The organism is Bradyrhizobium sp. URHD0069 (assembly GCF_000701345.1).
In the GTDB taxonomy this organism is placed as follows: Bacteria; Pseudomonadota; Alphaproteobacteria; order Rhizobiales; family Xanthobacteraceae; genus Bradyrhizobium.
Map to the genome: position 1 here is coordinate 117653 of NZ_KL370777.1, position 26885 is coordinate 144537.

Annotated in this window: 22 protein-coding genes and 1 pseudogene; 6 read left to right on the plus strand and 17 right to left on the minus strand. The window is 60.2% G+C overall.

The features are described from left to right. Positions 1 to 288: 288 nt before the first annotated feature. The gene (locus tag N554_RS0134395) at positions 289 to 531 is read left to right on the plus strand and encodes a hypothetical protein (protein ID WP_156042271.1); all 243 of its coding nucleotides are present in this window, start codon (positions 289 to 291) and stop codon (positions 529 to 531) included. 634 nt (positions 532 to 1165) lie between these two features. Here the strand turns inward: N554_RS0134395 and N554_RS0134400 are convergent. The 7 genes and pseudogenes from N554_RS0134400 to N554_RS0134435 form a co-directional block, all read right to left on the minus strand. Beyond that, on the minus strand, positions 1166 to 1627 hold the full coding sequence (locus N554_RS0134400) for a cupin domain-containing protein (protein ID WP_029587594.1): 462 nt from the start codon (positions 1625 to 1627) through the stop codon (positions 1166 to 1168). A 79-nt stretch (positions 1628 to 1706) separates the two neighbouring features. Further along, positions 1707 to 2216 (minus strand): hypothetical protein, encoded by a 510-nt coding sequence (locus N554_RS0134405; RefSeq protein ID WP_029587595.1) that lies wholly within the window; start codon positions 2214 to 2216, stop codon positions 1707 to 1709. Between the two features lie 10 nt (positions 2217 to 2226). Beyond that, positions 2227 to 3570 carry a hypothetical protein gene (locus tag N554_RS0134410; RefSeq protein ID WP_029587596.1) on the minus strand — a complete coding sequence of 448 codons (1344 nt, stop codon included), beginning with the start codon at positions 3568 to 3570 and terminating at the stop codon, positions 2227 to 2229. Positions 3571 to 3740: 170 nt separating this feature from the next. Further along, the gene (locus N554_RS0134415; protein WP_156042272.1) at positions 3741 to 4940 is read right to left on the minus strand and encodes a helix-turn-helix transcriptional regulator; all 1200 of its coding nucleotides are present in this window, start codon (positions 4938 to 4940) and stop codon (positions 3741 to 3743) included. A 214-nt stretch (positions 4941 to 5154) separates the two neighbouring features. After that, positions 5155 to 6291, minus strand: coding sequence for a helix-turn-helix transcriptional regulator (locus N554_RS0134420; protein WP_029587598.1), 1137 nt, complete (start codon positions 6289 to 6291; stop codon positions 5155 to 5157). An 85-nt stretch (positions 6292 to 6376) separates the two neighbouring features. Beyond that, positions 6377 to 7199 (minus strand): annotated as a pseudogene (locus tag N554_RS37030) (class I SAM-dependent methyltransferase). 213 nt (positions 7200 to 7412) lie between these two features. Beyond that, positions 7413 to 10802, minus strand: a complete 3390-nt coding sequence (locus N554_RS0134435) for an autotransporter outer membrane beta-barrel domain-containing protein (RefSeq protein WP_036055082.1) — start codon at positions 10800 to 10802, stop codon at positions 7413 to 7415. Positions 10803 to 10864: 62 nt separating this feature from the next. Here N554_RS0134435 and N554_RS37035 point away from each other — a divergent pair, with 62 nt between their 5' ends. Next, positions 10865 to 11239, plus strand: a complete 375-nt coding sequence (locus tag N554_RS37035) for a hypothetical protein (RefSeq protein WP_156042273.1) — start codon at positions 10865 to 10867, stop codon at positions 11237 to 11239. Positions 11240 to 11309: 70 nt separating this feature from the next. On the opposite strand, the gene N554_RS0134450 is transcribed toward N554_RS37035, so the two are convergent. The 4 genes from N554_RS0134450 to N554_RS0134465 form a co-directional block, all read right to left on the minus strand. After that, positions 11310 to 12539 (minus strand): MFS transporter, encoded by a 1230-nt coding sequence (locus N554_RS0134450; protein WP_210165393.1) that lies wholly within the window; start codon positions 12537 to 12539, stop codon positions 11310 to 11312. A 139-nt stretch (positions 12540 to 12678) separates the two neighbouring features. Beyond that, complete coding sequence (locus N554_RS0134455; protein ID WP_029587602.1) at positions 12679 to 13140, minus strand: cupin domain-containing protein; 462 nt, start codon at positions 13138 to 13140, stop codon at positions 12679 to 12681. Positions 13141 to 13240: 100 nt separating this feature from the next. After that, positions 13241 to 14272, minus strand: a complete 1032-nt coding sequence (locus N554_RS37730; RefSeq protein ID WP_051677868.1) for a helix-turn-helix transcriptional regulator — start codon at positions 14270 to 14272, stop codon at positions 13241 to 13243. Between the two features lie 174 nt (positions 14273 to 14446). Further along, positions 14447 to 15265, minus strand: coding sequence for a class I SAM-dependent methyltransferase (locus N554_RS0134465; RefSeq protein WP_029587604.1), 819 nt, complete (start codon positions 15263 to 15265; stop codon positions 14447 to 14449). Between the two features lie 287 nt (positions 15266 to 15552). Here N554_RS0134465 and N554_RS0134470 point away from each other — a divergent pair, with 287 nt between their 5' ends. Then, on the plus strand, positions 15553 to 16989 hold the full coding sequence (locus N554_RS0134470) for an aminotransferase-like domain-containing protein (protein ID WP_051677869.1): 1437 nt from the start codon (positions 15553 to 15555) through the stop codon (positions 16987 to 16989). 293 nt (positions 16990 to 17282) lie between these two features. Here the strand turns inward: N554_RS0134470 and N554_RS0134475 are convergent, their stop codons facing one another. The 3 genes from N554_RS0134475 to N554_RS0134485 all read right to left on the minus strand — a co-directional run bounded on the left by N554_RS0134475 (position 17283) and on the right by N554_RS0134485 (position 19432). After that, the gene (locus N554_RS0134475; protein ID WP_197033839.1) at positions 17283 to 17774 is read right to left on the minus strand and encodes a GlcG/HbpS family heme-binding protein; all 492 of its coding nucleotides are present in this window, start codon (positions 17772 to 17774) and stop codon (positions 17283 to 17285) included. A 73-nt stretch (positions 17775 to 17847) separates the two neighbouring features. Continuing rightward, entirely contained in the window at positions 17848 to 18180 is a 333-nt protein-coding gene (locus N554_RS0134480; RefSeq protein WP_029587607.1) for a c-type cytochrome, read from the minus strand. Positions 18181 to 18193: 13 nt separating this feature from the next. Next, positions 18194 to 19432, minus strand: a complete 1239-nt coding sequence (locus N554_RS0134485; protein ID WP_029587608.1) for a molybdopterin-dependent oxidoreductase — start codon at positions 19430 to 19432, stop codon at positions 18194 to 18196. 709 nt (positions 19433 to 20141) lie between these two features. Here N554_RS0134485 and N554_RS0134495 point away from each other — a divergent pair. The 3 genes from N554_RS0134495 to N554_RS0134505 all read left to right on the plus strand — a co-directional run bounded on the left by N554_RS0134495 (position 20142) and on the right by N554_RS0134505 (position 24272). Next, positions 20142 to 21524 carry a sensor histidine kinase gene (locus N554_RS0134495; RefSeq protein ID WP_051677870.1) on the plus strand — a complete coding sequence of 461 codons (1383 nt, stop codon included), beginning with the start codon at positions 20142 to 20144 and terminating at the stop codon, positions 21522 to 21524. A gap of 209 nt (positions 21525 to 21733) precedes the next feature. Then, complete coding sequence (gene rpoH / locus N554_RS0134500) at positions 21734 to 22645, plus strand: RNA polymerase sigma factor RpoH (protein ID WP_256378773.1); 912 nt, start codon at positions 21734 to 21736, stop codon at positions 22643 to 22645. Between the two features lie 187 nt (positions 22646 to 22832). Next, positions 22833 to 24272, plus strand: a complete 1440-nt coding sequence (locus N554_RS0134505; RefSeq protein WP_029587611.1) for a sensor histidine kinase — start codon at positions 22833 to 22835, stop codon at positions 24270 to 24272. An 80-nt stretch (positions 24273 to 24352) separates the two neighbouring features. Here the strand turns inward: N554_RS0134505 and N554_RS0134510 are convergent, their stop codons facing one another. The 3 genes from N554_RS0134510 to N554_RS0134520 all read right to left on the minus strand — a co-directional run bounded on the left by N554_RS0134510 (position 24353) and on the right by N554_RS0134520 (position 26874). After that, positions 24353 to 25354, minus strand: coding sequence for an amidohydrolase family protein (locus tag N554_RS0134510; RefSeq protein WP_036055086.1), 1002 nt, complete (start codon positions 25352 to 25354; stop codon positions 24353 to 24355). A 67-nt stretch (positions 25355 to 25421) separates the two neighbouring features. Beyond that, positions 25422 to 26126, minus strand: a complete 705-nt coding sequence (locus N554_RS0134515) for an ABC transporter ATP-binding protein (RefSeq protein WP_029587613.1) — start codon at positions 26124 to 26126, stop codon at positions 25422 to 25424. Continuing rightward, positions 26119 to 26874, minus strand: a complete 756-nt coding sequence (locus N554_RS0134520) for an ABC transporter ATP-binding protein (RefSeq protein WP_036055089.1) — start codon at positions 26872 to 26874, stop codon at positions 26119 to 26121. The genes N554_RS0134515 and N554_RS0134520 overlap by 8 nt, the downstream gene beginning before the upstream one ends. Positions 26875 to 26885: the final 11 nt, after the last annotated feature.

Sequence of the window (26885 nt, forward strand, 5' to 3'; positions counted from 1 at the left end):
CGCTCCGAACTGTCAAGCGTCAACACGGCCCCCGCCCGAAAATCACCGGCCATCTTACGATGCAGGCTGCAGCCGTCTCGAGCCCATGACGTTCTAAAAGACGTATAAGGACGTTCTAAGATATGCGGGTCAGGTTCGCCGGGCCGTCATCATCGTCCGGGTCTGGTGGGGCGGCACTGGCCAGCAAAATTCTTCTTGCACGTCCGGTGATCGCGGATCTGGGTGCCGGGAGGAAATTAACCCGCACCCGAATTTGAGAAGGCCTTCGTGGTCTGCACCATTATTGCCTTGTTGCCGCCCGACGCGTTGTTGCCAAATCCTTTACCGGCTTGGGCAGAATCGAGCGAAGCCGACACCAGCAGTCCGACGGTACATGCGGCCGTCAGCGTGAAAACGCGGGCGGTGTTTTTCAACGATCCGCGGATCGAGCAAGAGAGGCATTGGTATCTCCTGTTCGTGAAAGATCTCGGCGCCAAACTGATGATTCCGGGCGGATCCTCTGGGAGCCTGCCCTGCCGCGTTTGGCCGTGATTGGTGTGGAGTAGATCTTCGGTTGCGTCCCGCGCGCTCAGTTCGGCGCGCGCGTCCCGGTTGAGGCAGGTCCTCGCGAGGGAATGCTTGGCGTGGTGTCGAGGATTCCGCCGCCCGGCCTGGTGCCGGGGATGGTGACACCCGGCTTTATCGGACGGCCTTTTGGGGTATCAGGCAGCGCCGCCTGCGGTTGAGAATCGCTCTTGAGGCAATGCGTGACTGCTACATCGCACTTTCGGTAGCAACCATCTCTTCCAATCGAGCGCCCGGCGCATACTTTCGAGCAGCTATCGTGACGCTTCCAGCAGTCGGCGTTCGACTTTGCTGCTGCAGCACCTGAAGGAATTAATATCGCGGTCGCTGCGATCGACGCAAACGCCCCACAAGCAATTGAAAGGAGAGTGATGGTTTTTCGCATAAGATCTTTCCTTGAATTTGGTGCTGGTGGGGTTTGACCATACCGTGACTTGCTCAAATTAGGCGCGTTTCAGTAGGCGACGGCCGTTGCATAGGATTCCCGTAAGAGTTTCGAGAGTTTTTCAAACTACCGTTGCTGTCTCCCGAAACACGCCGTTGAGTTCACGTAATCGCAAGACGCCCAGCGCTGTTGCGCCAGGCGTCCCTCCACTGGAAATTACTTCTTCCGCGGATCGTCGGCCGGGTTCACATAGGTGATGCCTTGCGGCCCCATGCCGTGAAGCTGGATCACGGTCTCGACCGGGAAGACCGCATAATGCGTCATGCCCTTGGCGACGTAGGAATAGCCGCCGGCCTTGATCGTCTCGCCCTTCTTTTCGTCGAGCTTGTCGCCGGTGCCGATATGGAAGACACCCGACAACACCGTCACGTTCTCGTCGTTGGGATGGGTATGCGCGGGAATCTTGAAACCCGCCGGTACCTTCAAGCGGACGACGTACATGCCTTCCTTGGTGGGATCGCCCTTGATCACCGAAAACTGCGCGCCCGCCGCATAGGCCGCGGGTGCGGTCCATTTCAGCGCATCGGGCTGCACCGTTGCGTGATGATCGTCGGCGGCAACGGCGAACGTGGGAAGGACCGCTGCTGCCAGCACAGCGGAAATAGTAAACTTGTTCATGGTCGCTCCTTGGGAATGGGAGGTTGTCGTTGTCATCTAGCCTCGTTCGCAACCCGGCGGTCGCGCGCGCAACACTCGGTTAGTTCGGCGCAAGTACGCCGGTGGCGCTCGCCTTCAGCGGAACGGAATTAAGTTGGTGGGGATAACGGTAGCTGGGGTCGCTCGACGGCAGCACCGGATAGGCCGTTTGCGAAATTTTCGGCTGCGAGAAGATGACGGCTGCCTGCCGTGCAGTCTCGGCAAGTCCGCTGTTGACGCATTGACCGGCCGTCGTCTTGCCCTCGCCGCAACCCGCCGGCGCATCCGAGTGGCTGAAGCAAATTGAGATCAGGCAAACCGTCGACAGGATTGTTGCGCGCAGCATCAGCGAGAAAGCGGAGCGGCGTGCAGTGCGGCGCGTTCGCCCGAAATAGCGGACGATGGCAGGCGCCTGAACGGTCTGCCGTTCCCGGGTCGGATCATCGACGGCCGATTTGGCAGCGACCGAATTGATGATGGCATTGGCAAGCCAGGACCGGCCTTCCACCGTATACCGAGGTTCCGCTTCACGCAGCACGTCACTGCGGTGTTTTTGGTTGAAGTCTCTCATGTCGCTTCCCTTAGAACCTGACGTTCAATCCGCTTAAAACTTGCCAGGCATCGCCCGACACCACCGGCACCGCCGATCCTTTGACGAAGGCATCGGCCAACACGCTGAACACCTGGCCGTTGATGGCGTCCTTTTCGTCCTCGCGCGTCCAGACGCGCTCGGCGCGCAGATTGAACGTGACCTGGTCTGTGGCCGCGTAGCGCGCGATCATGCCCGCGCCGATACGCTCCTTGGCTGGCACGTATTGCAACGTCAGCGTGTTGTAGGAATTCTTGTCGCGATGCAGGTAGCTGCCGGTCGGCCCCAACCAGATCGGGCCGAGCGGCACGAGGTGCTGCAGGTCAACCCGATACACATTCGAGTTGGTGTTGAAGGGCTCGGTGACCAGCGCAGGTGCGCCGAGAAATAGCACGTCGTTGCGGTCGGAATGTGCGATCGCGGCATTCAGCGTCGTCACACCCCATGTTTCCGGCCAGCCATAGGACATCGTGGCAGCGGCGAGGTAGCGCCTGCCGGGCTTGTAGAGAGCTATGCCGTTCTCAAAAGTTTTGGTTTCCTCCGACAGCGAACCCAAAAGCTGGGATGACCATGCTCCCCATCTGGATGCCAAGGCTGCCGTCAGGGTGAGGACCTCGCCGGGCTTAAGGCTGGTCGGCACCTGTGCTGTCGACGGCGGCAACGTGGGATCGAGCGGCGTCAGCGAGTTCTCGCGATCGAACGAGCCACGCAAGGTGTAACCGGCGCTCGTCGTGAAGATGAGATCGGGGGTGATCGGCAGATTGAAGCCGATCGTCGGCCCGATATTCCAGCCTTCTCCAAAGCTGGATATTTCGACCAGATCGGGATCCAACCGGGCATTGGCGGCCGATCCGGCCAAGGCGGCTGTTCCGGTCGGAATGTTGACGTTCAGCGACGCAAACGGCTGAACACCGTCAAGGCCGAGATATGTGACGGTGCCGGACGCAACGGTGTCGGTGGCGGTGTCAACTTCGCCGGTCAAACCGAGGGTCGATTGACGCGATCGCACCCAGCCGCCGCGCCCGAGTAGCTCGACCTTGAACTGATCGCTCGGCGAACCGACAAGCTGCAGCGCGTACGGAACATAGACCTGCGTGCCGCTGCCCGGATTAAGGTTCACTCCGGTCGGCGATCCACGATTGCTGGTCCACGAATAGTAACGGACCTCGCTGGCAAATGTCGTGGTCCATTGCGGGCTCACGCTCTCTTGCGCCGTCTGCGGCGCCTTCGTGACCAGCGGGAGGTCGGAGCGCGCCTTGGCGGCATCGGCCGCCGACGCCACGCCTGCAATGCCCAGCGCAGCACCCGACACCGCAAGCCAAACGGCAAACTTCATAACTACCCCGACTGTCGAAAGATGTCTGCGAGTTCGACCACAAGGGGCGATTCGACGCATCAACCAAACGGTTGACTGGCTTCGATCGCGCAACTTTCCACACCGCCTGTGGCTCGCAGGCCGCAGGGGCGCGCTACACGGAATTGCGACAGGTGCTGCCTATCGAGGGTTCAATCCGATTTGGCGAGCGGGCCGGCGAATCCAGCGACTAGTTTCACCAGGTCGGCCTGGCGCTTGGTGCCGGTCTTCGCGAACAGCCGGTTAAGGTGCGTTTTCGCCGTTGCCTCGGAAATGCCGAGCACTTCGGCTATTTCCGGCACTCCGCCGGATTCGAACACAGCGAGCAGAACACGAAGCTCGCTCGGCGTCAGACGGTAGAGTTTCGCAATGACTTCGGGCACGGGCGGCGATTCAGCCTGCGCCTTGCACACGAACATGGCGACCGCGGCTGCGTACCCCACGCCCGTTCTTTGCCGCGCGCGTGAGGTCAGCGGCAGAATGTAGGCGACGTGGTTTTGCCCGTTAGTCCCGGCCAACGGCACGGCAATTCCATGCGCCGTGAAATTCGCATCCGCCATTTCGGCGCAAGCAAAAGCGGCTAGCATCGCTTCGTTGGTAGCCGGATCGATGGCAATCAAATGCCCGCCTGCCGCACGCAGAATCGTTCCTTCGGAAAGAATAATGTGGCCATTCAGGTTTGCGCGGACCAGACGCCCTTTGACATCAATGAGAAACACGCCTGCGGCAAGGCTGTCAAACGTGTCCGCCAGTGTCGCCGCTTCGGTGCGATTAAGCTGAATGGTCCTGCCGATCAAAATGGCGCGCCGGACATGGGGCACCAGGAGCTTCATGCGACGGTGCGCATTCTCATCCGACCGTCCATTCAGTTCGTGCCGGAAGACGCTGAAAACGGCGTAGCTGGTCGTCGACTTGTCCAGCACCGACGTCACCATGTCGACCCAGCCCTGCGGCCTCACCCATTCCTTGTAAAAGCGCGTGTCGAGAAACTGGTCATAAGGAAGGATGTCGGCCGTATCGACGACTTCGCCGACGTCGAAAAAGAAGAACCCCGGCGTGGTGGGGTCCATTCTGACGTACTTGTCGCGGTAGCTTTCCTGGAATTCTCCGCCGACCCCGAAACTGTAAGTCAAGTCCGCAGTCTTGCTGACAGCATCTTTCGCATAGATGCTGGCTGCGCCTCCACCGACAAACATCGATGATTTTTGCAGAACCACTTCCCACAGCTCCGGCTCAAGCGCGGCGTCGTAGATCTCGCCGATCAGGTCCGATAGCTCTACCCCCGACATATCTTTGTACCATGTTGAATGTCTCGCACCCTCGAACGGCTTCTCCGCGTTCGCATGGCGCAAGACTTCATCGCCAAATGTTTAGACTTAGAGCGAGGTTATTGCCCCAACTGTGGAAATGACGTCTGCGAGTTCGAACACGGGGAGAGATTCGATGCGTCAACCAAACGGTTGAGTGGCTTCGATGGCGCAACTTTCCACACGGTATCACCCGCAGCACGGGCGCGCTACACGGAATGCAACTTTACAGTTTCGACGGGTGCCGCTTATCGAAGGTTCAATCCGATTTGGCGAGCGGGCCGGCGAATCCGGCGACTAATTTCACCAGGTCGGACTGGCGTTTGGTGCCGGTCTTCGCGAACAGCCGGTTAAGGTGCGTTTTCGCCGTTGCCTCGGAAATGCCGAGCACTTCGGCTATTTCCGGCACTCCGCCGGATTCGAACACAGCGAGCAGAACACGAAGCTCGCTCGGCGTCAGACGGTAGAGTTTCGCAATGACTTCGGGCACGGGCGGCGATTCAGCCTGCGCCTTGCACACGAACATGGCGACCGCGGCTGCGTACCCCACGCCCGTTCTTTGCCGCGCGCGTGAGGTCAGCGGCAGAATGTAGGCGACGTGGTTTTGCCCGTTAGTCCCGGCCAACGGCACGGCAACTCCATGCGCCGCGAAATTCGCATCTGCCATTTCGGCGCAAGCAAAGGCGGCCAGCATCGCTTCGTTGGTAGCCGGATCGGCGGCACTCAAATACCCGCCTGCCGCACGCAGAATCGCTCCTTCGGAAAGAATAATGTGGCCATTCAGGTTTGCGCGGACCAGGCGCCCTTTGACATCAATGAGAAACAAGCCTGCGGCAAGGCTGTCAAACGTGTCCGCCAGTGTCGCCGCTTCGGTGCGATTGAGCTGAAGGGTCCTGCCGATCAAAATGGCGCGCCGGACATGGGGCGCCAGGAGTTTCATGCGACGGTGCGCATTCTCATCCGACCGTCCATTCAGTTCGTGTCGGAAGACGGTGAAAACGGCGTAGCCGGTCGTCGACTTGTCCAGCACCGACGTCACCATGTCGGCCCAGCCCTGCGGCTGCACCCATTCCTTGTAAAAGCGCGTATCGAGAAACTCGTCATAAGGAAGGATGTTGGTAATATCGACGACTTCGCCGACCTCGAAAAAGAACAGCCCCGGCGTGGTGGGGTCCATTCTGACGTACTTGTCGAGGTAGCTTTCCTGAAATTCTCCGGCGACCCCAAAGTGGTAAGTCAAGTCCGCAGTCTTGTAGACAGCATCCTTCGAATAGATGCTGGCTGCGCCTCCACCGACAAACACCGATGATTTTTGCAGAACCACTTCCCACAGCTCCGGCTCAAGCGCGGCGTCGTAAATCTCGCCGATCAGATCCGATAGCTCTGCCTCCGACATATCTCTGTACCATGTAGAACATCTCGCGCCCTCGAACGGCTTCTCCGCGTTCGCACTGCACGAGATTTCGTCGGCCAATGTAAACTTAAAGTGGCGTTGTGACAACCACCTCGAGATACTCGCTGGGCACGACAAGGGAACCGTTGCCGCCGCGATTCATCCGTTCGAGCAAGCCAGCGAGGTCGGCCTCAAGAGCAGCCTGCTTTGTCGTGTCGAGCGCCGCGAACGCCCGATGGGTCGGACCATAGAAGTTTTTGAATACGGCCAGCCAATGGTCCGTTGACTTGTAGCGGAAGTTGAAAATCCGCCTTGAAGTCTTCACGCGACATTCAGGAAACAGTTCCGTAAGGCGCGCTTCCGTGCCCCAAAGCGCCGGGGACCTGATGCCGGCTGGTGGCGGTACATACCGACCAATGATTTTGAAGACCTGGCAAATGAAGCCGTCCGGGGTCCAGTTGGCGAGACCGATGCGTCCGCCGCCACGGACTACGCGAAACATTTCGGTAGCTGCCCGCTCTTGATCCGGCGTAAACATGACCCCGAAAGTCGACAACGCGATGTCAAAGCTGCGATCGGCGAAGGGAAGCGCTTCGGCGTCCGCCTGGCGGAATGCCACGTCCAGACGTTCGGCAGCGGCTCGCTCCTTGCCACGTTCCAGCAGAGCGGCAACGTAATCAGTCGAGGTTACTTCTGCAAAGTGGCGTGCGTGCGGCTGCAAGCGTCGCGTTGCCGTCGCCGGCAGCGACGTCGATAACTCGTTCACCAGAGCGAATGTCAACTGCATCGCAAAGACGCTCGCCCACGATCTGCAGCGTCCTGCCCACTACAGCGTAATCGCCGGAGGCCCACGTCGCCCGCTGACGTTCCTTGATGGCTGCGTAGTCCGGCGCAGCAAAAATCGTGTTCATTAAAGATTACCTTTCAAATTGTCCGATGTGATTGTTTTGAGCGACTTTGAAAATGAACCGGAAGGCCTGATTTTTCGGAACGCCGGCTGCCAATGATTGATTGACGGCCGACATGATCCGACGCGGCTCGCGATGACCCGGCAGCCGGATGGCCTGACCGTCCGTCCAAATCCATTCCATACGGTCAGTCGATGCGGCTTCCTCGCGACATCATCAGAATTTAGCGCGGATCTTGACGCTGCCGCCATGCTGGGTGAGGCGCTCGCCGTAACGGCCGTCATAGCTGATGCGCCCATCGTAACGATCGCTGCTCAGCACTTCGAGGCCGGTGGACACTTCGCCCATCCATTGATCGAGCGGCGTCGTCACGGTGAAGGCCGGCACGCCCGCCGGCGAGCCGATGAATGACGCCGTTGCCTTCAGATTGTCCTCGCTGAACGCCCGGACTCCGGCACGCGCGAACGGCCGCAACAGAGTGCCGTTGCCATAGGCAAACTGACCGCCCACCTCCACCGCCGGCGCAATTGAGAACAGGGTGTCGGTCTGCCCGTGCACATTCAGCCCGACCGGGCCTGCACCGGTTTCCAGGATGCCGCCGCGAAAAATCCCGATCGCGTCGAAATCGACCAGCGGCTTGATGTAGGCGTTGTCGTTTCCGAACACATAGGCAGCCCGCACGCGACCGGAGAGGAAGCTCAACGACTGGTCGCCATTGGCCCGCACACCAGGCGTCACGTCGAAGCGGGTGACGTCGTAGCGCGCATGGCCTCCGGTGAGAGCGCCCGAGATCTGCCAGTTGCCGCGGATATATTTGGCTCCTCCGCCGATGTGGAACAGATTTCCCGTGGCGGAGGCGCGGTTATCGACCTTGATGTCGGAACTCTCATAGCCGGCAGCGATGCTGCCGAACCAGCTCGGCGCCAGCGCGAACTGCACGCCGGTCGAGGCGCTCCACGTCTTGTCCTGGTAGCCGATATTCTCAACCGTCCGGTCCACGTTCAGCACGCGTCCGCCCATCCGCGCCCAGGCGCACTGGCCTTCCGCGATGAACACGCTGGCGTCGGTGCTTGCCGCCGTCGGACAGCTCATCAGGCTGTCGGTGAAACCGAGATTGCCGAGCACTACCGACTTGATCGGTGCGAGATAGGGCTCGGCGTGCAGCCGGTCGAGCGCCGCCGCATAGGAAGAAACACCGGCAAGATTGCCGAGATAGCCGAACAGGCCGCCGAGCGTGCCGCCGCCCGCGCCGAGCGCGCTTTGCAGGTGCGCGGCCGTCACTCGCTGGTTCGGCGTGAGCGCCGCACCGGCCGGCGTGAAGTTCGCCGTCACCGCCAGCACCATGTCCTGCGCATTGGGAAACAGCAGCTCATAATCGAAGACCAGTGTATCCTTGACGGTGATGCCGTTGTTGATGATGTTGCCGGCGGCCGAAAGGATGGTGAATTGCTGCGCCGCTGCGACCAGGCCCTTGATCGTCGGCAGCACGGTGCCGGCAAGCGCGGCGGTGCCGGACACGTTGACCTTATCCGCTGTGCCGTTGCCCACGTCGACGGCGAAGGCGCCGCCGGCGCCCTGGACAAAATTACCCGTCAGCGTCGTGGTGATCGGCGGCGTGCCGATGCCGCCCGGCGCAAACGTGCCGGCATTAGTGAGCAAGCCGGTGTTCAAGGGGTTGAGATCGACGATCGAACCGGAGTTGAACAGCGCCCCGGCGAGATTGTTGAATACGTTGGCGCCCGCGCCGAGCTTGACGTTGCCGGTGACGCCGCCGGAATTGTTGACGATTTCAACACCGGAAGCTCCCGTAACCGCATCGCCACTTAGGCTTGAAAGGGCTGCGGTCGCCCCGATCGTCAACTCGTTGGTGACACCCCCGGCCATCTGCACGGCAGGGCCGGTGCCACCAAGCACCGTCCCGCCGTTGATGGTGATTTTAGTATTTCCAGCTCCCGCGCCGCCAAAGGAGTTCGTAGAAATACCAATGCCGCCGGCAGTGATATTGCCCGTGCTGGTGACGTTCACATTAGCAGCGGCACCGGTGCCGGAGAGCGACCGCGCCATGATCCCGTCGTCGCGGGATGTGATATTGCCTGTGCTGGTAACGGCGGCGGTAGCCGCGTCGCCGCTGGTCGCAGAGGCCAGCGAAAAGATCCCGATGGTGTTGCTAGTGACATCGCCGATATTGTTGACCGCTGCCGCGCCTGCCTTTCCGCTGACGGACCTGGTGGCCGCATTCAGGCCGCTGGTGTTGCCGAAATTTGTTATCGTCACCTGCTTGGCCTCGCCTGTGCCGGTCGCGGTCGAGTTTGCGAGAATTGCGAGTGCCGATGATGCGATATTGCCGGTGTTGATGACGATAACTTCGCCGGCATTACCAGCCCCGGCAGCCAACGACTTCGCTTCGATGCCGCCAATACCTCCGGCGCCAATACCTCCGGTCAGATTGCCCTTGCTGGCGACCGTCACGTCGCCGGCGTCGCCGTTGGTCTTGGCCTGCGAAATCGCGGAAATCAAACGAGGCGTGTTGGTGCTGCTGATGTTGCCGGTATTGGAAACGGTAACGGCCGCCGCATTGCCGACGCCGCCCACGATCGAGTCGGCCGTTATGGCACCAGCAGAAATATTGCCGGTATTGGAAACGATCGCCGAGCCGGAATTGCCGTCTCCGCCGACAACGGAGCCTGCATTGATCCCGCCCGTGCTCAGGCTGCCCTTGTGCGACACCTCCACGGCGCCGGAATTGCCGTTTCCTTGAACGACGCTTGATTTCGCACCGATGCTCCCGGCGATGTTGCCATTGCTTGTAACAATCACGTCGCCGGAATTACCGTCTCCTGTGTTGACGTTTGACTCCGCCCTAATCGCCCTGTTGTTGCCTGCCGTTATGTTGCCGGTGAAGTTGACGGTGACCGTGCCGGCACCTCCGTTACCGATATTCGTGGAGTCGGCGGAAATTCCGGTCCCGCCGCTGACGATATTACCGTTCATGGTGATCGACACCGTGCCCGCAACCGTCGGACCAGCGGCCCCGGACTGGGCGGCAATTCCAGTGGCACCAGCGAAAATGTTGCCGGTATGATTCAGGGTTGTGGATGCACCAGTGAAGCTGAACAGATTCATGCCGACATCGGCGCGGATGGCGAAGCTGCCCGTATTGCTGATGATATTGATGTTGCCAGCAACCCCAGACCAGCGGATTCCTTCGTCACTTGGAAGGGGGCCGATGTCTTGGGTCAGATTGTTGATGTGCAGGGTGGTGCCCGGCGCCGGATTGAAATCGCCTGCAGGCCCCGCGTCGATGCCACCCGACTGATCGCCGCTGCAGATGACGTCATTGCCCGCGCCGGGGACGCACAGATCGGGACCGGCCGTGGCCGAACGCGGCGCAGCGAGGCACAGCGCGCCCGCGGCGACCGTGCCGAACAGCATGGCGCGCCAGCCGGCCGAATCGCGGCGACAAGCGAGAGCGCCGGGACGAAGGCCGCCCGCATGGTTCGGTCGTGTTTCGGCGCGCGGTGCCGATAATGTTCCCGTGCGTGCGTAAGCGCTGTACCGTGTCATCGAAAACCAGACCATGTGGCCGAATACTTCATCGTGCCACATCGCCGGGTCGCCGGCCGCGCCGCATCAACCGTCCGGTTGAGGTCACGGGAAAAGGGCACGGTGTGTCGCCGGAGCCACAGCAAATCGCCGTTCAATTTTGTGACGATTCCTCCCGATTGCGACCCGCGCCCGCGTTCGCCTTCTTTGGCTTCAGGGCCCTGCGTTTCATGGTCGCCGTCATCACCGCCTTCGCCTTCGTTTTGGCTGCGGACCTGGAGGATGCGCCCGACTCTTCCACCGGCTCTCTCGAATGCGGCGAACCGCCAGCGGAATCCGTGTCTTTCTTCATGGGAAACCATACGTTGCTTGCTAGTTGCGGTCTTGAGTTGAGCGCCAAATCGAAAAGCCGCCGTGCGCCAGCCGGGCGACCTGCGCTGGACGTTCATCCGCAAAACCTGAATCCCTCAAGAAAAAAGGCCATTGCCGGCGTGCGATAGATTGTGAATGCGGCAAGGGTCATGACGCCGGCCAGTGCGAGCAGCGACAGGTTCAAAGCATTTTCCGCGTTCACGCAGCGCCCTCCACCGGTCGCTGAGCCACAGGGACTTCCTTGATGGGATAATTGAGGAACGCCGCGATAATGCTGAGTCCGATCGCAACAGCCCAGGCGATATCGTAGGAGCCAGTGCGGTCATACAGCCAACCGCCAAACCAGCCGCCAACGAAACCACCGACCTGATGCATGAAGAAGACGATTCCACCCAGCATCGACATATGCCGTACACCCCAGACCGTCGCCACGGTCCCGTTGGTCAAAGGCACCGTGGAGAGCCAGAACAAGCCCATCAGCACGCCGAAGCCATACGCGGAGACGGCGGACGCTGGAATAATAACGAACGCAGCGATAACAGCCGCGCGGCAGAGGTAGACCCAAAACAGCATCATCGGCTTGCTTCGCGTGCCACCCCAAAGCCCGGCGTAATAGGTGCCTACGACATTAAAGAGGCCGATCAGCGCCAGCACCGTCGTTGCAACGGACGCGTCGATGCCCTTGTCCGCAAGCAGCGCCGGCAGGTGCACGGCGATGAAGACGACCTGAAAACCGCAAGCAAAAAAGCCGAATGCCAGCAGCCAGAAATCCCGGGACGCGAAAGCCTCTGCGAGCGCTTCGCGCGCCGTGGTTCGTCGCACCTGGGTGCTTTCCGTCTGCGCTGCTTCTTTCATGCCATAGGCAAGCGGCAAAATCAGCAATGAGAGCGCGGACAACGCGACCAAGGCCCCATGCCAATTCAGCCAGCCGATGAGGCCAAGGGTTGCGGGAAGCATGATGAACTGGCCGAAGGAGCCGACCGCCATAGTGATACCCATCGCGAGCGAACGTTGGTCCGGCGCGACCAGCCGGCTAATCGCTCCGAGGATGACAGGAAACGTCGTTCCGGATTGGCCGAGCCCAACCAACACGCCTGCCCCAAAAATGAAGCTAAGCTCATTCGTCGCAGTGGACATCAGCCACAGACCGGCAGCGTAGAGCACGGCGCCGACGGCGATAATCTTCGGCGCACCGAAACGATCGGCAAGCATTCCGGCAAATGGCTGGCTGGCACCCCAGACAAGATTCAGCAGTGCAATCGCAAAAGCGAAGGTCTCACGTCCCCACCCCTGACCTGCCGTAACGGGCTTGAGGAAAAGGCCGAAGCCGTGACGTATCCCGAGAGACAGAAGCAGGATGATGGAGCCGCATACGAGCGCCATCATCGCTCCGTCCCAGTTTTTCGCCGCAACCGGTTTGGATGTCATGATTTGCGTTCCTTGCGATGCATCTTCTGTGATTTTCAGCTCCCGCCGGGTCAGCCGTTTCCGCGACCGCCCCTAGGAGGCCGGTCACGCCTGACCGTGACCGACGCCGGTTCCGTTGGGTTGATGACCGGAGTTCAAACTATTTCTTCCGCGGATCGTCGGCCGGGTTCACATAGGTGATGCCTTGCGGCCCCATGCCGTGAAGCTGGATCACGGTCTCGACCGGGAAGACCGCGTAATGCGTCATGCCCTTGGCGACATAGGAATAGCCGCCGGCCTTGATCGTCTCGCCCTTCTCTTCGTCGAGCTTGTCGCCGGTGCCGATATGGAAGACACCCGACAACACCGTCACGTTCTCGTCGTTGGGATGGGTATGCGCGGGAATCTTGAAGCCCGCAGGCACCTTCAACCGGACGACGTACATGCCTTCCTTGGTGGGATCGCCCTTGATCACCGAAAACTGCGCGCCCGCCCCATAGGCCGCAGGTGCGGTCCATTTCAGCGCATCGGGCTGTACTGTCGCGTGATGATCATCGGCGGCATCGGCTGAACTGGCAAATGCAGCCGTAGCCAGCACAGCGAGAACGATAGACTTACGCATGGTCGCTCCTTTTGAATGTTTCGGCCTTGTTGCTTTTCGTAGAGAGAGAGCTTTTGAAGAGATTCGCACCGCGCCGCGTCAACCGATCGATACATTTTCTTCAAAGCGTGATTTTTCCAGTTAAAGAGAACCTGGTATCGACCGGTCCGGTGAAGCCCGCGACTAGTCTCACCAGATCGGCCTGACGCCTGGTGTTTGTCTTCGCGAATAGCCGATTGAGATGCGTCTTCGTCGTAGATTCCGAAATGCCAAGCGCCGCCGCGACACCCGAAACGCCGCCGGATTCGAACACGGCGAGCAGAACGCGAAGCTCGCGTGGCGTCAGACCATAGAGTTCTGCGATGGCCTGCGGCGCGGCTGGCGCCTCAAGCTGAGTCCTGCAGACGAATACGGCGGCGACGACTGAATGTCCGGTGCCAATCTTTTGGCGCGCGCCCGAGGTCAACGGCAGGATATGTGCGACATAGTGTTGCCCGTCGGCCGCGGTCAGCGGCACGGCAATAGCCTGCTTACCAAGGTCTGCATCCCCGATGTCGATGCCGGCAAATGCAGCTCGCATCGCAGCGCCCGCGATCGGGTCTGTCGCGACCAAATGCCCGCCTGCTGCGCGCAAAATCGACCCGTCAGAAATAATGGCATGGCCATTCGAGTTTGCCTGAACCAAGCGCCCCTTCTCAGCGGTGAGAAAGAGACCCGCCGCAAGGCTATCGAGCGTGTCCGCCAACCTCGCCGTCTCTGCTCGATAGAACTGAATCGTCTTGCTGATCAGGACGGCGCGCCGGACATGAGGCGCCAGCAGCGTCATACGATGACGCATGAGACTATCGGATGGCCCGTCCTGCTCATGCCCGAACAAGCCAAAAACAGCGTCGCTCGCTGTCGACTTTTCGAACACGGGGGTCGCCACGTCGACCGAACCCTGCGGCTGTGCCCACTCAAACCCGTGGGTCATGTCTGCCGTCTCGCTGACCGAATCCTTCGAGGAGATAGCGGCTGCCTCTCCTCCGACAAATACAGAGGGTTTTTCCAGAACGTCCTGCAACAGCGACGAGCCTAACGCTGCGTCATAGATCTCGCTGATCAATGCCGAAAGCGTTTCCTCCGACATGACATCGTTCTTCTGAAAATTCATCAGAGCAAGATCGCAATTCGATTGTGGGATGAAGGATCGGACTGTGCGAGCCAATCGACCAGCCTCCTTGCTGACGACAAATCATTCATCAGACAATTCTCAATGCCGCGCGTCGTGCCGCCATAAGCAGTAGCAACACAACGCGAGACTTTGTCCTTAGCGGCAGGTGCTGCCTCAAGCCTTTGTAATAACCACCTCGAGATACTCACTCGGCACGATATGCGTGGAGCTACCGCCGCGATTCATCCGTTTGAGCAGGTCGACAATGTCGGCCTCCAGAGCGGCTTGCTTCGTCGCGTCAAGCGCTGCGAATGCCCGATGCGTTGGGCCATAGTAGGTCTTGAAGATTTCGAGCCAATGGCTTGGCGACTTGTAACGGAAGTTAAAGATCCGCTTTGAAGCCTTCACCTGACAACCGGCGAAGAGCTCGGCAAGGTGCGCACCGGTGCCCCAAAGCGCAGGCGACTTGACGCCAGCCGGCGGTGGAACGTGCTTTCCGATGTTTTTGAAAAGCTGGCCGATGAAACCTTCAGGCGTCCAGTTGGCAAGACCGATGCGCCCGCCTTTGCGAACCACGCGCGATATTTCCGACGCCGCCTTCTCCTGGTTCGGAGCGAACATTACGCCGAAGGTCGACACTGCGACGTCGAAGCTGCCATCAGCGAAGGGCAACGCCTCGGCATCCGCCTGCCGGAAAGCCACGGGCAGACGCTCGGCGGCGGCGCGCTCTTTGCCGCGATCGAGCAGAGCCTCGACGTAGTCAGTTGAGGTGACCTCCGCAAAATGGCGGGCGGCTGCGAGCGTGGCGTTGCCGTTGCCGGCGGCAACGTCCAGCACGCGCTCACCGGCGCAGATATCGACCGCATCGCAGAGGCGCTCGCCGACGATCTGTAGTGTCGTGCCGACCACGGCGTAGTCGCCAGAGGCCCACGTCGCCCGCTGACGCTCCTTGATGGCTGCGTAATCAGGGACAGCAAGAGTCATAGTGGTCATGAACAGAGGCCTTTCGAATGACTTGATCGAGTGACTTGATCGACGCAGGTTTGTGCAAGTGCCTTGACCGCAATTCCTGATGCCGACCAAACGAGAGGATTCGACGCGTCAATCGATCGGTTGATTGGTCTCGATAGCGCCGAAATTCGGCCGACCTGCTGTTCTTGCGCCACCACCGATCAATTGTCGGCCATCAATGGCTGTCAATTTTGCTGACAAACATGTACAGTTGCGCAGACATCTTCCTGAACTGTACTGGTCCCTTGAGCAGGCCAATCGAGAGCACGATGATCTCCATCAACCTCGATCCGAACGATCCGCGACCGCTCGTCGATCAGATCGTTAACGCGATCCGTCGGCAGATTGACGAGCGATGCTTGCGTCCCGGCACCAAGCTCCCGTCCATCCGCAAGTTTGCCACGTCCTATGGAATCAGCCGGTTCACAGCGGTGGAGTCTTATGACCGTCTGGTTGCCCTGGGTTATCTCAAGGCCCGACGTGGAGCGGGGTTCTTCACCACGGCAGTCCGCGATGAGTCCGATCGTTACATGCCCTCGGAGGTGCAGAACCGTAACGACGAAATGGTCTCACTGATCCGCCGTCTGCTGGAAGCGAACGAGGAAACATTACTCGCCGGTGGTCCCTGGCTCCCGAATGCGTGGATGGACGAAATGGGCATCCGGCAGAGTTTGAGCGCTGTGGCACGCAAGAACGGGACGCATCTGATCGAATACGGCAACCCGTACGGCTACTTGCCCCTTCGCGAGCATCTCGCACTCTTGCTCTCGGAACTGGGGATCACAGCCAGCGCGACGCAGATCGTACTGACCCATGGCACGAGCCAGGCGCTCGATTTGATTATTCGCCATTTCATCAAACCTGGCGATGCGGTGCTGGTCGACGATCCGGGATACTACAATTTGTTCGGCAATCTACGTCAGCACGGCGCAAGGTTGCATGGCGTTCCACGCAAACCCGATGGCCCCGACTTGGCCGCGCTCGAACAGCTCGCGGCCGAGCACCGCCCGCGAATCTATTTCACTCAGTCGGTGCTGCAAAATCCGACTGGAACCAACATGAGCCCGCACGTTGGTTTCCGGGTGCTGCAACTTGCCGAACAATTTGATTTCCTGATCGTTGAGGATGACATCTTCTGCGATCTTCAAACCAAGAACACACCACGGCTGGCCGCGCTCGATCAACTCAACAGGGTGATCTATGCGCGAAGCTTCTCGAAGACCTTGTCGGGCAGTCTTCGCGTCGGCTTCCTGGCAGCGCGTCAGCCGATCGCCGATGACCTTGCCGACGTCAAGATGCTTTCCAGCATCACGAGCTCTCAGCTTATCGAGCGCGTGCTCTATGCAATGCTGATCGACGGTCACTATCGGAAATTTCTCACCCGCCTTCACAAGAGGTTGGGCGAAAGCAGGCTTCACGTGATCCAGGCCTTCGAACGCATCGGACTGCAGTTGTTCGTCGAGCCGGAAGCCGGCATGTTCCTGTGGGCGCGTTTTCCGCACGTAGACAACGCAATCGCGCTGACTAAAAGTGCCTCAAGTCACGGCATCATGATCGCCCCCGGCGTGGTGTTCCGGCCGCATCTACAGCGTTCGCCGTGGATGCGATTCAACGTAACGGCTTGTGACGATCCTCGCGTGTATCGCTGGCTCGAACACATCGCCGCTCGCCCGAAGGAAGATTGGGCGCTGCAAGCAGCCGAATGAGCCGCACCTTTTCGCATCACGGCAGGTGCCAGCAAGCGTCCATTCTAATCCGGCTCATGAAAAGCCATCCCGCGATGTGCACGCTGCTGCGGCTTTACCCTCGAATATGTTGCTCTTGTGCTGCAGCGCGCCGCAGACGGCGTGCTACGCGCTCTTTGCTGCGCTTTCAGCGTAGCTCGTAAAGGGCCGCGCCCAAGGAAATAGCCGGACGTTCCGGGAAGAACCGGGCCGCAGCTGCGAGAAAACGGCCGATGTTCATCCGCGCCCATAGGCCCACACGAACAGTAGCTCCGTCACCTGGGCTGAACTGTCTGCCGTGAGGGGTTCAGGGCGGCCGCCGCGGTGTTCGCGATCTCGGTGTCGGTCTCCTTGCTCAAGCCGGCAACACCTACTGCGCCCACGACTTCGCCGTTTACGCGTATCGGCACGCCGCCGCGCAGTGCCGCGATGCCGGCGGTGACGAATGCCGTTCGGCCCTGATTAATGTTGTCCTCGATCTCCGCCGTCGGCCGTCGTAGCCGCGCAGCCGTTCGTGCCTTGTCGATGGCGAGGTCCGTGCTCGCCGGGCGGACACCATCCATCCGCTGGAAAGCAAGCAGATCCCCGGCGGGATCAACCACTGCGATTGCCGAGGGCGCATTCCGCTGCTGCGCGCTCTCCTTCGCTGCTTGCAGCACCGTCTGGGCGCCGGCTTGGTCGAGGACCATGACGTTGATGGTCTGTGCTCCGACCGACAAGCAGAAGACCGTTGCCAGTATTCCAACGCTGATTCCAAGTTTCGTCATAGCGAACTGATTTCCATTCGTTAAAGTTTGAGCGGCGAGCATGCTCTCGCTGAGCGCTTGCGACTTACCGGACCTATGAAGCGCCTTTGGTGCGGACCAGATAGTCCACGATCGCTTTGGCGTCGTCGGCGCCGATAGGAGCCTTGTAGGCTGTGATCATCTTGTTGACGACTTCTTGCCAAGCCTCCCTCGACAACGAAGGCTGGTTCAACACATGATCGGCCGAGTGGCAGGCGAGGCAGCTGTTGTTGATCGCATCGGATCCCGGACCGGCGGGGAACATCGCGTCGCTGGTGGGGACATCCAATTTCGGCGACTTCAATGTGGTGATCGTCGCGGCCTGGCCGGGATGCGGCAACAGAACGAGAGCCAGAACGGCGACCATCGGCAGAACAGCACGCGGCATTCCTGGTTCCTCCTCAGGCCGCGACCACATGGGTCGTTTCAATGGTGTTGTACAGGTAGCCGGCCGGATTCCAGATCCGGAAATCAGGCTGCGCCTCGTTCTTGGTGTTGGTGCAGCGGACCATCAGGGTGTGCGCGCCGCGCGCAGGCAGCGCAAATTGCGTCTGCCATTGCCGAAAGCCATATGTCCCCTGATCCGCACCGAGCTGGGTCGGCTGCCAGCCCTTGCCGCCATCGATCGACAGATCGACGCGGGCAACGCCACAATCGCCGCCGAAGGCGATGCCCCGCGCCGAAGCCGGGGTCCCCGCCGGCACGCTGTCGCCGTTGCGAATATTGGTGATGAACGACCGCGGAGCATTGCGCGTCACCGGCACCATCTTGAATCCGGTCTCGCCAGGCTTGACGGTATTGTGCGGCGTATCGGGCACGCGGTAGCCGGTCGCCGTCCAGTAATTGGTGTCGGGCTGATCCAGCACTTCGATGTCGTTCAGCATCTTGATCCAGTAGACCCCGCACCAGCCGGGTACGACGAGCCGCAACGGAAATCCGTTCAATAATGGAAGCTGCTCGCCGTTCATGGCGAAGGCGATCATCACCTCGCCGTTGCGAGCGTGGTCGATGGTCAGCGACTTCAGGAATTTCGGCGCCTCCGGTATCACCGGCTCGTCCAGGCCCCCGAAACGGACCTGAATGGCGCCAGGTTTTACACCGGCGCGGTCAAGCACGCCCTTGAGACGCACACCGGTCCAGATCGCGTTGCTCATCGAACCATTTGCCCATTGAGCGCCGGCAACGCGTGGATCGGCGTAGATGCGCGAAGCGCCGGCGCATTGGTTGACCGCGGCGATATCGAATCTCGGCAAGCCCTGCAAGATATCCTTGAGCGACAGCGAAAGGGTTTGATTGACCTGGCCGCGCACCGTCAGACGAAAGCCATCCACATCAATGTCGCCCGGAAAATTCGCCCAGTGCCAGCTGACATAATGCTGGTCGTTTGGGGTGAACACGCCCTTGTCGAAGACTTCGAAGGGCGTCTCGAGCCATGGCGGGCTCGAACGCTGCAGGATCATGCGCCCCTTTTGCGGATAGGATGTGGTGATTATCCGCGCACTCGGACCGCCCGGCACATGTAGATCGACCGTCTGTTGCGCCGATGCCGGCGAGGACATCAGCGCCAGGCTGGCGATCCCCATTCCACCCAGCATCCGCCGTCGCGTCAGGTGCAATGGTTGCACGTCATGATCCTGCATCAGCTACTCCTGTCCCGTGCCCTTGCGGTAAGACAAAACGAGGTTCGCCGCGCCAGACTTCACGACAGCCGAGTTACCAGGTCTATCGCGTCAGAGAATCAGTCCGGCGGGTTGGCCGCACCGCCTGCGAGATCGTCGGTCGCACCGTTTCGCGAATGTTGGCTCTTCTTCGAGGTCCCGATTCTCGTTCTCGTCGGAAACGCAAGCCAAGCGCCGCATTTCCTGATGTAGGATGAAACGAGCACCGTGCTCATCACAAACTCGACAGCTCGGGCAAAATCTGCGCGAGCCAATGATGGCAGATTGTTTCGTCACAACGACGTCGGCATCGCAGCCAACCTGTAATTCGAGTCGCACGCTCGACTTAGCCCATGCGAGACCGAAGAATGTAATTCAAGCGACAGAGCCGCTCGCAGTGGAGCATTTGGGAAGCCCGTATCGGCACGGCGGCCTACTGCCGCTGAGGCTTGGCACCGGCCGTGCTGCAATGCGCGCTGGCTAAGTTTTAATTGTAAAACGCTATTTAATGGCGGTCCGGGATTCATCGCCCTAATTTTAGATGCAGCAAGCGATCAACTGCTGAAACGGACACAGTGATCCGCGAGGAGGTATGGAACTACAAGTTCGTGCCTGCAACCAATCTGGTAGATGCCCACATGGTCGGCTACGGCACATGGTGGACGGACCAGATGCTCTCCGATGATCCACTATGTCCGATGCGCCGGGTTTATTCTTCGTGAAACTTCCTGATTTCGTCCGCACCACAACCTTCCGTTGGACTTCGATCGCGTTCGCGGTTTGCATTTTGCTATTCTCGGCCTTCGTCTATTGGGAGGCTGCGTCTTATCTGCTGGCGCGGATGGACGCCGCGATCACCGAGGAAAGTCTTGCCGTCGCGGCCGACACGCCGGACCGCCAGCTGAATGCGATTGAAGATCGGCTGAGCGAGGATCCGCGTCGCATAAAGCTCGCCGGCTTGTTCGGCGCGGACGGACATCGGATCGCCGGCAATCTGGAAAGCATGCCGCCGGGGCTCATGGTCGATGCGACGGTCGAGAACGTGCTGGCTGTCAGGGTCGACCAGCGCGGGCGGGAAATGATGACCGTTCGGGCCATTGCCCGCCGTCTTCCAAACGGAAATGTGTTGGTGATAGCCCGTCACAACGGCGAGCTCGGAGAGCTGGCTGAAGTGGTGGCACGTGCGCTGCTCGTGGCCCTTCCCTTCGCCCTCGGCTTGAGCTTGGCTATCGGCGCGATTCTAAGTGTCCGAGTTCAACGGCGCGTCACAGATTTGAATGCTCTCGTTCGGCGCATCATATCGGGCAACTTGCGCGAGCGCATCCCGGTCTCGGGGCTTGATCATCCGTTCGATAAGCTTGCTGTGATCGCAAACGGCATGTTGGACGAAATCGAAGTTCTCGTCACCGAGATGGCCGGGGTCGGCAATGAGATAGCCCACGATCTGCGCACACCGCTCACCCGTGTGAGAATCGGCCTTGAACGCGGTCGCGCCAACGCCAAGACCCTTGAGGAATTGCAATCCGTCACGGACCGGGCGGTTGGCGCCCTCGACCAATCGCTCACAATCATAACTGCACTGCTGCGGATTACCGAGATCGAGAACAGCCGAGGCAAAGCCCACTTCGGCGACGTCGCGCTGGCGGACCTCGTGCGGGAAGTCGGGGACTTTTACGACCCGATTGCGGAAGACAAGCACGTGACGCTGCGGGTCGCGTCTGCAGATAACGCAACAGCACGTTGCGACCGTGACCTCTTCTTCGAGGCAGTGGCGAATCTGGTCGACAACGCGGTCAAATTCACGCCCGCGGGCGGATGCATCAAGCTTTCTTTGGTCCGCAGCGAAAATGAAAACATCATTCGGGTCTCGGACACGGGACCGGGGATAGGAAAAGACGAACTGGACGCGGTCATGAGGCGCTTCTACAGATCCGACAAGAGTCGAAATACGCGTGGAGCGGGCTTGGGTCTGAGCCTCGTCTCGGCAATCGTCAAGTTGCACGGCTTCCGCTTAACACTGAACACTGGGGCGGGCTGCGTAGCTGAAATTGCCTGTCCTGTTCGATCCAATTGACGTCGACGACCGGTCGAGCGTTGTTTGTTGCAACACCCCAACGAACTCTTTCAACTCGAATTTAGTCTGCTAACAGCCATTTTAATGGATGCCGGACGGTCCGCCATTATCTTCTGTCTATCGCGTGTGATGCGTCGACGTCCGAACCGACGCATCAGGGCCACGTTTCCACAACCGGAGCAGTTGAGATGAATGTCGATGGGACCCACATAAATCATTCCGGACCAGGCACCCGTGGATCGTTTCCTGCTCGTAGCCGGCCCGCACCCACCGCGAAGAACCCTGGTTCAAGTTATTTGGGTGATGTTCGACGTTTCCCGTTCCTCGGGAAGGAACTGGAGTACCAGCTCGCCAAGCGCTGGCGGGACCATGGCGATCGCAAGGCTGCGGACCAGATCGTCACCAGCCATCTGCGTCTCGCCGCCAAAATTGCGATGAACTACCGCGGCTATGGTCTGCCGATTTCGGAGATCATATCCGAAGGCAATGTCGGCCTGATGCAGGCTCTAAATCGTTTCGAACCTGAGCGAGGCTTCCGCTTCGCTACCTATGCGATCTGGTGGATCAAGGCCGCTATTCATGACTACATTTTGCGATCCTGGTCAGTCGTGAAGATCGGCACCACGATGAACCAGAAAAAACTGTTCTTCAAGCTTCGCTCGGCCAAGGCCAAGATCGCCGCTCTTGAAAACACCGATATGCGGCCCGAGCAGGTCGAAGCGATTGCGACGACCCTCGGCGTCACGAATCAGGATGTCGTTGATATGAATCGGCGCCTGGGCGGAGACGCATCGCTAAACGCACCAATCCATGACGAAGGAAGCCCCGGGGAATTCCTGGACTACCTCGTCGATGAGAGTCCCTCGCCGGAAGCCGTCGTCGTCGAACATGACGAAATGGATCACCGGCGCGAACTGCTCTTTCGCGCAATTGGCGTGCTCAACGATCGCGAACGGCGTATATTCGAAGCGCGCCATCTCGTCGATAAGCCAAAGACATTGGAAGACCTCGCAGTAGAATTCAAAGTGTCTCGCGAGCGCGTTCGACAGATTGAGGTGCGGGCATTCGAGAAGGTGAAGACTGCCGCCAAAGATCGGTCAAGGATCGGCGTGCGCGGGTGACGATGCACGGACGGCGATCCGCGGCTCTTGCCGCGGCGTCGCTTGCGGCCCGGATTTCTGCCTACCACAACTACTCCGGTGGTATAAAAGTAGTAATTGCACCGATTCCATCGGCGATTCGCGAGGAAATTGAGAATAGGCTAAGCTGGCATCGGCGGGGAACTGCTTTCAAATAGCCAGCTAGTTTATGAACCTCCCTGAGTTTGTGCGCACAACGACATTTCGCTCAGCCGCCCTGGCCGCCGGCGCCTTTGCGATCTTCGTGATTGTGTTGTTTGGCTTCATTTACTGGACGACCGACCGTTACCTGGTAGCACGCTCCGATCACGTCATCGCTTTGCAATTGAAGGTGATATCGACGTTGCCCGGCGAGCGGAAAACGGATGCGATCGACTATCACTTGAAGGCGGACCCGCGAGGCGTCCAGTTCGTGGGGCTGTTTCGTCCGGACGGGAGCAGAACGGCAGGCAATCTCGAAAGCCTGCCGCCCGGCCTCAAGCTTGATGATTCGGCGCAGAGCGTCGAGGTGAAGAAAAGCGGCGCAAACGGCGTTGAAACGCGCGTCGTTCGCGCGATCGGAAAACGTCTGCCTGGCGGCGATGTGCTTGTCATCGGCCGCAATGTCGATGAAGCCATCGAACTATTGAAGGTTGTCGGCCAGGCCCTGGCACTGGGCCTAATCCCGGCCCTCGTGCTTTGCCTCGCGGTGGGTGCGCTGCTGAGCGTGCGCGCCGAGAAACGGATCGCGGACGTCAACCAGCGGGTTCAGCGCATCGTCGCAGGGAATTTGCGCGAACGCTTGCCTGGCCAAGCAAGAGATGACCCGTTCTCCAAGCTTGCAGCAATCGTCAATGGCATGCTCGACGAGATCGAGACCCTCATTCATGCCATCGCCGGGATTGGCAACGACATCGCTCATGATCTGCGCAGACCACTCGCGCGCGTGCGTTTGATACTCGAACGCGGTCGTAGCAACGCCAAGACGCTGGAGCAGCTTCAACTCATCACAGACAGAGCAGTTACCGGGATCGATCAATCGCTGGCAATTGCCACAGCCCTCTTGCGACTTGCCGAGATCGAAAATAGCCGCAAGTCGGCCGGCTTCGGCAAGGTGGCGCTTGCCGACCTGGTGCGCGAGGTGGGCGAGCTCTACGACCCGATTGCGGAAAACAAGGGCATCACCTTGCACATCGACCTCGCGCACGCACCGACGGTAGACGGTGACCGCGACCTGCTGATGGAGGCCGTCGTCAACCTCGTCGATAATGCGGTCAAATTTACGCCGGAGGGAGGCCGCGTGGACATCGCGCTGCTCCGCGGCAACGCAGAAAGCATCGTGCGCATAAAAGACACCGGCTCGGGAATCAGCGAGCACGAACGCGATATCGTCCTGAAGCGGTTCTATCGATCGGACAAACTAAGAAGCGCACCTGGATTCGGTCTTGGCCTCAATCTTGTGGCCGCGATCGTCAAGCTTCACGGCTTTCGTCTGACGATCTATCCCGGTTCCGGCTGCGTGGTCGAGATCGCCAGTCCGGATCAAAGAGCCGATGGCGAAGCCAGGCCGGAGCGGTTGAAATCGCTTCGACCTGTTGCCCCGCCAAATACACGGGTTACCACTAAGTGACCTTCAAACGAGAATCACACGCTGCTTTGCCGAAGACATTGCGGGAGCATTCCGCCCTGGCCGGAAGCAGGCGCCGCTGCTTATGCGTCCGGCAATGGGATCTTGAACAGCCGGCTCGCATTGCTGAAGGTGAGTTTCGCGCAATCGGCGTCTGACAGCCGCGCGCTGTTCACGAGACCTACCGGATCTGCGTCCCCCATATCGAAGGGATAATCGGAACCCATCATCACCCGATCAGCACCGACCATCGCCACCAAAGTTTCGATCAGATCGGCACGGAACACGCAGGTGTCGAACCACAGTCGTTTCAGGTAGCTCGACGGCGCGTCGGCGGTGAGACGTCGAATCTCGGGGCGCACCTTCCAGGCATGATCCATCCGGCCTACATAAAACGGATAGAAGCCGCCGCCATGCGCGATCACCACGTTAAGGTCTGGATGACGGTCGAGCACACCGCCGAGAATGAAATGCGAGATAGCGATGGCTTCCTCGATCGGCTGGCCGAGGCTGTTGACCATGAAGAAATCACCCAGCCGCTGGCCATGCGAGAAGCCGAGCGGATGCACGAACAACGGCACGCGCAGCTTCGCCAGCCGCGCATAGAGAGGATCGAAGGCGGAATCCGACAATTCGAGATTCTCGACACGGGTGTCGATCTGAAAGCCGCGCAGTCCGAGCGTCTCGACCGCATGCACAGCTTCCTCGATAGCACGAGCGGGAAACCGCATCGGCAATGTGCCCATGCCGGCGAAATGCGCGGGGTCCTCGGCGACCAATGCGGCGACATCCTCGTTCTGTACCCGCGACAGCGCCACCTGCAATTCTTCACCGGCCCAGTAGTGCTGCTGCGCCGGCGCCGGCGCGATGATCTGAAATTCGACACCCATCCGCTGCATCGCCTCGCGGCGCGCTGCGACGTCGAGCATCAGCCTCGGCAACAGCTTGCCTTGCTCGGCGTCGGTGGCCCGACTCTCCGGAGACATGTCGCGGCGATAGGGATTGTCCATCGGATCGTATTGGCCGGCGATCAGCGGCTCGACGCGTTTGCTGATGGTATGGGTGTGCATATCGATGATAGGCATGCGGTTCACTTTACTCGGTTCAGTTCGGCGGCCGGCGGCGCCGACGGGTCATCGCCCATGATTCTGCTCACTGCACGCCGAGGCGCTGGAATAGCAGATCGGTATGCTGACTGAGTTCTTTCGCATCGCCCTGATGCACGACCTGTCCGGTCTCGAGGATGTATACCCGGTCGGCGACGGCCAATGCGCTGTAGAGATTCTGTTCGACCAGCAGGATCGACAGCCCCTCGCGCTTCAGACCAAGAACGATTTCTTCGAGATGCTGCACCATCACCGGCGCCAGGCCTTCGGATGGCTCGTCCATCAGGATCAGCTGCGGATCGATCATCAGCGCGCGGCCGACCGCGAGCATACCGCGCTCGCCGCCGGACAATTGTCCGCCGCGGTGATGCCGCCGCTCCGCAAGGCGGGGAAAAATCCCGAACACACGATCGACGGTCCAGCCATCCTTCGCGCGCGCGCTCTTCAGCATGGTGAGATGTTCGGTCACTGTCAGCGACGGAAACAGCCGTCTGCCTTGCGGCACGATCGCGATCTTGCGGCCGGCAATGTCGTGCGGGCGCAGGCCGACCAGACTTTCGCCGCGCCAGGTGATGGTGCCGGAGCGGACCTGAGGCGGTGCCAAGCCGATGATGGAGCGGATGAAGGTGGTCTTGCCCATGCCGTTGCGGCCGAGCAGCGCGACGATCTCGCCGGCGCCGATGTCAAGAGAAACGCCACGCACGACAAGCGCCTCGCCATAGCCGCTATGCAGATCGCGAACCTCAAGCATGACGCGGCTTCCCGAGATACACTTCCTGGACCTTGTGGTTGCGACGGATGCCCTCCGGCGCTTCCTCCACCAGAATGCGACCTTCAAACATGCACGTTACGAAGTCGACGAGACCAAGCGCGAGATCCATGTCGTGCTCGATCAGCACCACAGTGATGTCGCGATCCAGCGACCGGATAATCTCCGCAACCATTGAGCGCTCCGACGGCGACAGGCCGGCGGCCGGCTCGTCGAGCAGCAGCATCGTCGGCGTCGTGACAAGCGAGAGCGCAATCTCGAGCTGGCGTTGTTCGCCATAGGACAACTCCTTGACCGTGACATCGGCACGTTTCGCGATGCGGGCCGCGCCGAGCGCGGCGGCGATGCGCGGCGCTTCGACGGAATCCGTATCGGGCCTGCCGAACAACGAGAATTTGCGCGGCGACAGCCCGCGCAAGGCCAGCACCATGTTGTCCTGCACGCTCAGCGTCGGAAACAGATTGGTGATCTGGAAGGTGCGGGAGATGCCGAGCTGCGCGCGGCGATGCGGCGGCAGCTTCGTGATGTCGTGACCATCGAACATGATCCGGCCGCTGCTCGGCGGCACCATGCCGGCGATGGCATTGAACAGCGTGGTCTTGCCGGCGCCGTTGGGGCCGATGATGGCGCGGCGTTGGCCGCGTGGCACGGTCAGGCTGACGCCGTCGACCGCGCGCAGGGCGTCGAAGGCAACCACAGCATCTGTCAGCGTCAGGATCGGCTCGGACACGAATATTTTCC